This is a genomic window from Mycobacterium sp. (genome assembly GCF_049280035.1).
Lineage (GTDB): Bacteria > Actinomycetota > Actinomycetes > Mycobacteriales > Mycobacteriaceae > Mycobacterium.
In genome coordinates this window covers 1-5,385 of sequence record NZ_JBAPPI010000755.1, presented here as the reverse complement: position 1 = coordinate 5,385, position 5,385 = coordinate 1, and the positions used below count along the sequence as shown (strand labels likewise).

Sequence of the window (5,385 nt, the reverse complement as noted above, 5' to 3'; positions counted from 1 at the left end):
GAACCGCGCCTCCGGCGGCAGCGTCAACTGTTCGCCGAAGAACTCCACGCTGCCTGACCCGTGTTCGGTGGCACGGTCGAACCGCGTCCGGACGAACTCCTCGGCGGCGTAGACCTTCGAACGCTGCCAATCCCGCGCGGCCGGTTGCTCGGCGTTCACCGCTCCAGCGCGGTCCGCGCCCCGGAGAGCTCTGGGCCGCTTCCTAGTCGCGCCCGCTTGCCGGCTCGGTCCCCCGCCCGTCGCGCCGCCGAGGAATACCCCGCAGTAGCCCGGCTGGCCTGCCAGGTGCCTCGCGCCTTCGACGCGCTACGGTAGTAATCGCGAAGTTCGATCTCCTTGTCCCGCAGCGCAATCGCGGTGCCCGGCGGACGACGACGATCTTTCTTGGCTTCTCGCTGAGTCTGCTCGCGGGCCTCGACCAACCGCTGACCAATCCGGGCGCCGAAGGCAAGCTGAAAATTCAGCCGGGCGGTGATCGTCGGGGTCGGCCGGTGTGCACCAGACGAGAGGTAGGAATCCGATGCGCGCACCATCTGAACCACCAAGCTGGCATACAACGCGTGCGTGGCATCGATGTCCTCGGCAAACCCGTAGGCGTACACGAACGTCGAGTTGGATGCCACGTCGCAGCGCACGTCGTTCGCCGACGCGATCACCACGAAAAGCTGCACGTAGGTCCGTAGTCCCCGGCTGCCGGCCGCGCCGATGGTGATGGTGCGCTGGACCGGCGCTTGCGCAGGCGTCCGCTTGTCCGCATGCGACCGCGCCACCGCCAAGTCGATGGACGTCGCGGTGGCCAGTCGTTGCGCGGCCGCCATGAACGCCTCCGCCTCATGGGCGTTGTCGGTGCCCTCGGCCTGACGCAACAGGGCTGCGATACGCGCCAGCATCTTGTCGTCGCTCATGGCACCAAACTAAAGGAACGATACGACTTTCCGGTGCGGCGCCTCACAGTCGGGCGTTGATCCACGAAACAACGTCGTCGAGCACCTGATAGCGCTCCGGCTCGTTGAACACCTCGTGATATAGACCCGGATAGACCTTCAGCCCGACATCGGAACTGCCCACCGCCTCGACCAGCTGCCGGCTGCCGTCCACCGGGATAAGCCTGTCTTCGGATCCGTGCACGACCAGCAGCGGCGCGGTCAGCGCGGGAGCCCGTTGCGGCATCGTCTCGCCGACCATCAGCAGCGCGCGGGCGATGCCAGCGGGAACCTTGCCGTGATGTACCAACGGGTCGGTGTTGTAGGCGTCCACCACCGCGGGGTCACGGGATATCGCGCTGGCGTCGAGTTCCTGCAGCGGCAAGCCCGGGGTGATCGCGCCGAGAGTCTTGGCGACCAGCAACAGCAGCGGCGACACGGCGGCCTGGGCCGCCACTGCCGGCCCGGACAGCACCATCAGGTCGTAGTCGTCGGGGCGTTCGATGCCGTAGGCAAAGACGATGCCGCCGCCCATGCTGTGCCCGAGCACGATGCGCGTAAGCCCGGGGTGTTCTTTGCTGGCGATACCGACCAGGGTGTCGAAGTCGCCGGTGTACTCGGAGATGTCTTTGGCCAGCACCCGCTTGCCGGCGGAGCGGCCATGTCCGCGGTGGTCGAGCGCGTAGGTGACCAGCCCGTCCTGACCGAACCGCTCAGCGACGTGGTCGTAGCGGCGGGCGTGTTCGCCCAGCCCGTGCGAGAGGACGACCACCGCGCGCGGTGTGGTGTCGGGGGTCCACATGTCGTAGACGATGTGCACGCCGCCCACGCCATCGAAGGTCCGTTCGGTGCGGGTGGTTGTCATCAGGGGCAGCGTAAACCCAATCCCCCGGCGCGTCCCCGCAGCCGTCGCCGTGTGGGCCGGATGTCGGACGGGGTGCGTAAGCTCGCTCGGGTGAGCCTGCTCGCCGAGGATTTCGCCGGTGACGGCGACGCGGATTTTTCTACCACCGCTGAGCCCTACCGGCGAGAACTGCTCGCACATTGCTACCGGATGACCGGATCGTTGCACGATGCCGAGGATCTGGTGCAGGAAACCTTTTTGCGCGCCTGGAAGGCCTACGACCGTTTCGAGGGAAAGTCGTCGCTACGCACCTGGCTGCACCGCATCGCCACCAACACCTGCCTGACCGCGCTCGAGGGCCGGTCGCGGCGGCCGCTGCCGGTTGGCTTGGGCGCACCCAGTTCGGACCCGACCGGCGAGCTGGTAGAGCGCACCGAGGTGCCGTGGCTCGAGCCCTTGCCGGACGTCTCCGATGATCCGGCTGATCCTTCTGATCCTTCCGTGATCGTCAGTACACGCGACTCGGTGCGGCTGGCATTCGTGGCGGCGCTGCAGCATCTGTCGCCCCGGCAGCGAGCGGTGCTGGTGCTGCGAGAAGTGCTGCAATGGAAGGCCGCCGAAGTGGCCGAGGCAATCGGCGCCAGCACGGCCGCCGTCAACAGCCTGCTGCAGCGTGCGCGATCACAGCTGGAGGCGGTCGGGCCCAGCACCGAAGACCAGCTGATCGCGCTGGACTCGGCGGATGCGCAGGACCGCTTGACGGATTACATCGCGGCTTTCGAGGCCTACGACATCGACCGGCTAGCGGAAATGTTCACTCGCGAGGCGGTCTGGGAGATGCCGCCGTTCGTCGGCTGGTATCAGAGCCCGCAGGCGATCGCCACACTCATCCACCAACAGTGCCCAGCGCAGGTACCGGGTGATATGCGCCTGATCCCGTTGACCGCTAACGGACAGCCCGCCGCTGCGATGTATATGCGCGACGGCGACAAACATCTGCCGTTCCAGCTGCAGGTGCTGGACATGCGCGCCGACGGGGTGTCGCATGTGGTGGCTTTCCTCGACACCACGCTGTTCGCGAAATTCGGCCTGCCGCCACACCTCTAGTGTTTTCGAGTGGCCAGTCATGCGACAAGATCCCGCAAAATCCGTGCGATAACTGGCCATTCGACCAGCCGAGCCGCTAGAACAGTCGGCTGTCCGGTGACGGCCCAGGCACCGACCGGACCAGACCCGCGCCGGTGACCAGCGGCAGATCCAACGCCGAAAGCAGACCCGGCTGCGCTTCGCACACCGCGGGAATGGCGTTGACCATGCGGGATGCGCCGGCCATCCGCGCACCCAGGTCGTGGTCGTGGTCGTCGGCCATCTCGAACTCGCAGCGCATGCTCGGCGACCCGTCGATCTGCACGCGATACAGACCGCGCCCGGACGCCAACCCGAATCCGAGGTCCTTCGGCTGGATCGAAATGTGCGGCTGCGGCCAGTCTGGGGCGATGTCGTCTCGCATGCGGCTGACGTGGTCGATGACGAATGTTGGTGCGCCATCGACGTATCCGGTGAGGGTGGACCGCATCGCGGCGACGGTGCCTGCGGCGATATGGCCCGTCGGGGTCTCGAATGATTCCGCGGCGGCGACCCGTTCGACGTTCTCGTCGATGTTGTCGATCTTCACGCCCAACCCAGCGGCAAGCTGGTGCAACACCGGACCCCAACCAAACGTGAACACCCCGGGCGTCGCCGCGAACGGGGTCTCCTCGGGCGGCTTGCCGAACCCGAGAATCTCGTACACCGCATCCTTGTCCGGATAGGTGGCGTAGTTGAACATCTCCGTCACCCGGACTGAATCGATCACCCGTGAGACACCCGAAAGCACCAGCGGCAGAACATCGTTGGCAAATCCAGAGTCGATTCCCGTGGTGAAGAACGACACCCCACCGGCGATTGCGGCCGCCCGCAGCGGCTCGGTGAAGACCGCGTCGACCGCATCGGGAAAGACCAGCGGCACCACCGAGCACGACACCACGTTCTTACCCGACCGCAGGATCGACACCATGTCTGCGATCGCCTCCGCCGGCCGCAGGTTGGCCGCCGCGGCATAGACCACCACGTCGGCGTCACCGGCCAACATCCCCGCGGCTTCCGTCGTGGCAGCGACGCCCACCGGGGCGATCCCGCACAACTCCCCCGCGTCGCGACCGACCTTGGCATCGCTATGCACCACGAGGTCGACGAGTTGCAGCTGTGGATGGTCGATCACCCCGCGCAAGGCGATCAGCCCCATCGAGCCCGGACCCCACACGCCGACGTTGTACATTGGGTCTCCTAATATTAGGAATCAAACTAGTAGATTTTGGACGGATAGTAGAAAGGCGGCGATGGGTTCGTCAAGAGTGCCGCTGCGCGGAGCCGGGCCGACCAAGTCGCCACCCACCGGGCGGGTGATGGATGTGCTTGAGGCACTGTCGGATTCACCCGGCGGCCGGACATCGGCCGAACTGGCCAAAATATGCGGGCTCAGCACCTCGACCTGCGCCTTGCTGCTGGCCGAACTGGAGCGGCGCAACTGGGTGACCCGTCGCGAGGATCGCCGCTACACGTTGGGCAGCGGATTGTTCGGGCTGGTGCACGGCCTGAGAGCGCAATTCCCGCTGTTGGACCGCGGCCGTGATGCATTGACCTTCCTGCACACCACGCTGGGCGCAGGTTGCTCCATGTCCAAGATCGGGCGGACGCACCTGATTACCGTCGACGCGGTCGGCCACGGCACCGATAGTGAGCACGCCGTCGGCCAGCACTTCCCCATCGGACCTCCGTTCGGCTTGGTGGCGATGGCCTGGCGCGACGACGAGGCCGTCGACGGCTGGCTGCAGCGGGTCACGCCGCGGCTGAGCCGTGCCGAAATCACCGCGCATCGGCGGGTGCTCGCCGCGATACGTGACCGGGGCTACGGAGCCTGGCGGTTCGACGCCGCCCACACCTCGCTGCACGACCGGCTCACCGCGGTGTTGGCATCCTTGGAGCCGACCGCCCAGGTGACTCGAGAGCTGAGCACCCTGATGACGATGGTCACGCTGCAATCTGTCACGCATGCGCTTGAAACCGAGCTAGCGGCAACGGAATTCGTAGTCCTGCCGATCTTCGGACGTGATGGCCAGCCGGAGTACCAGATCGAGATCCACTTGGGCGGCCGCGACGAGCTCACCCTGCCCGACCTCGACACCGCGCTCAGGCACGCCCAGACACTGCTGCGACCCGGGGTAGCCTGACCCGCCATGGGACGCGTAGACGGAAAAGTTGCACTGATCAGTGGCGGCGCTCGCGGCATGGGCGCATCGCATGCGCGGGCGTTGGTCGCCGAAGGGGCCAGCGTCGTCGCCGGCGACATCCTTGATGCCGAAGGCAGGGCGCTGGCAACGGAATTGGGTGGTGCGGCGCGGTTCGTCCACCTCGACGTGACGCAGCCCGATCAGTGGAAGTCCGCCGTCGACGTGACGGTGCACGAGTTTGGCAGGCTCAACGTGTTGGTCAACAACGCCGGCATCCTCAACGGCAATACCCGCAGAACTTCCCGCTGGCCGACTGGCAGAAGATCATCGACGTCAACCTCACTGGGAC

Annotated in this window: 4 protein-coding genes and 3 pseudogenes; 3 read left to right on the top strand and 4 right to left on the bottom strand. The window is 66.3% G+C overall.

The window, feature by feature from the left end:
* The 3 genes and pseudogenes from WAN71_RS24250 to WAN71_RS24240 all read right to left on the bottom strand — a co-directional run.
* A pseudogene (locus WAN71_RS24250) lies at positions 1-159 on the bottom strand (TIGR04338 family metallohydrolase); the annotation flags it as partial.
* Positions 156-905 (bottom strand): DUF2786 domain-containing protein, encoded by a 750-nt coding sequence (locus tag WAN71_RS24245; protein WP_422227768.1) that lies wholly within the window; start codon positions 903-905, stop codon positions 156-158. The pseudogene WAN71_RS24250 and the gene WAN71_RS24245, both read right to left, overlap by 4 nt.
* A 43-nt stretch (positions 906-948) precedes the next feature.
* Positions 949-1,788 (bottom strand): alpha/beta hydrolase, encoded by an 840-nt coding sequence (locus WAN71_RS24240; RefSeq protein WP_422227767.1) that lies wholly within the window; start codon positions 1,786-1,788, stop codon positions 949-951.
* Here WAN71_RS24240 and WAN71_RS24235 point away from each other — a divergent pair.
* Positions 1,736-2,874, top strand: a pseudogene (locus WAN71_RS24235) (sigma-70 family RNA polymerase sigma factor). The gene WAN71_RS24240 and the pseudogene WAN71_RS24235 overlap by 53 nt on opposite strands.
* Before the next feature lie 76 nt (positions 2,875-2,950).
* Here the strand turns inward: WAN71_RS24235 and WAN71_RS24230 are convergent.
* Complete coding sequence (locus WAN71_RS24230; RefSeq protein WP_422227766.1) at positions 2,951-4,084, bottom strand: dihydrodipicolinate reductase; 1,134 nt, start codon at positions 4,082-4,084, stop codon at positions 2,951-2,953.
* A 127-nt stretch (positions 4,085-4,211) separates the two neighbouring features.
* On the opposite strand from WAN71_RS24230, the gene WAN71_RS24225 reads away from it, so the two are divergent.
* Positions 4,212-5,036 (top strand): MarR family transcriptional regulator, encoded by an 825-nt coding sequence (locus WAN71_RS24225; protein ID WP_422227769.1) that lies wholly within the window; start codon positions 4,212-4,214, stop codon positions 5,034-5,036.
* A gap of 6 nt (positions 5,037-5,042) precedes the next feature.
* A pseudogene (locus WAN71_RS24220) lies at positions 5,043-5,385 on the top strand (SDR family NAD(P)-dependent oxidoreductase); the annotation flags it as partial.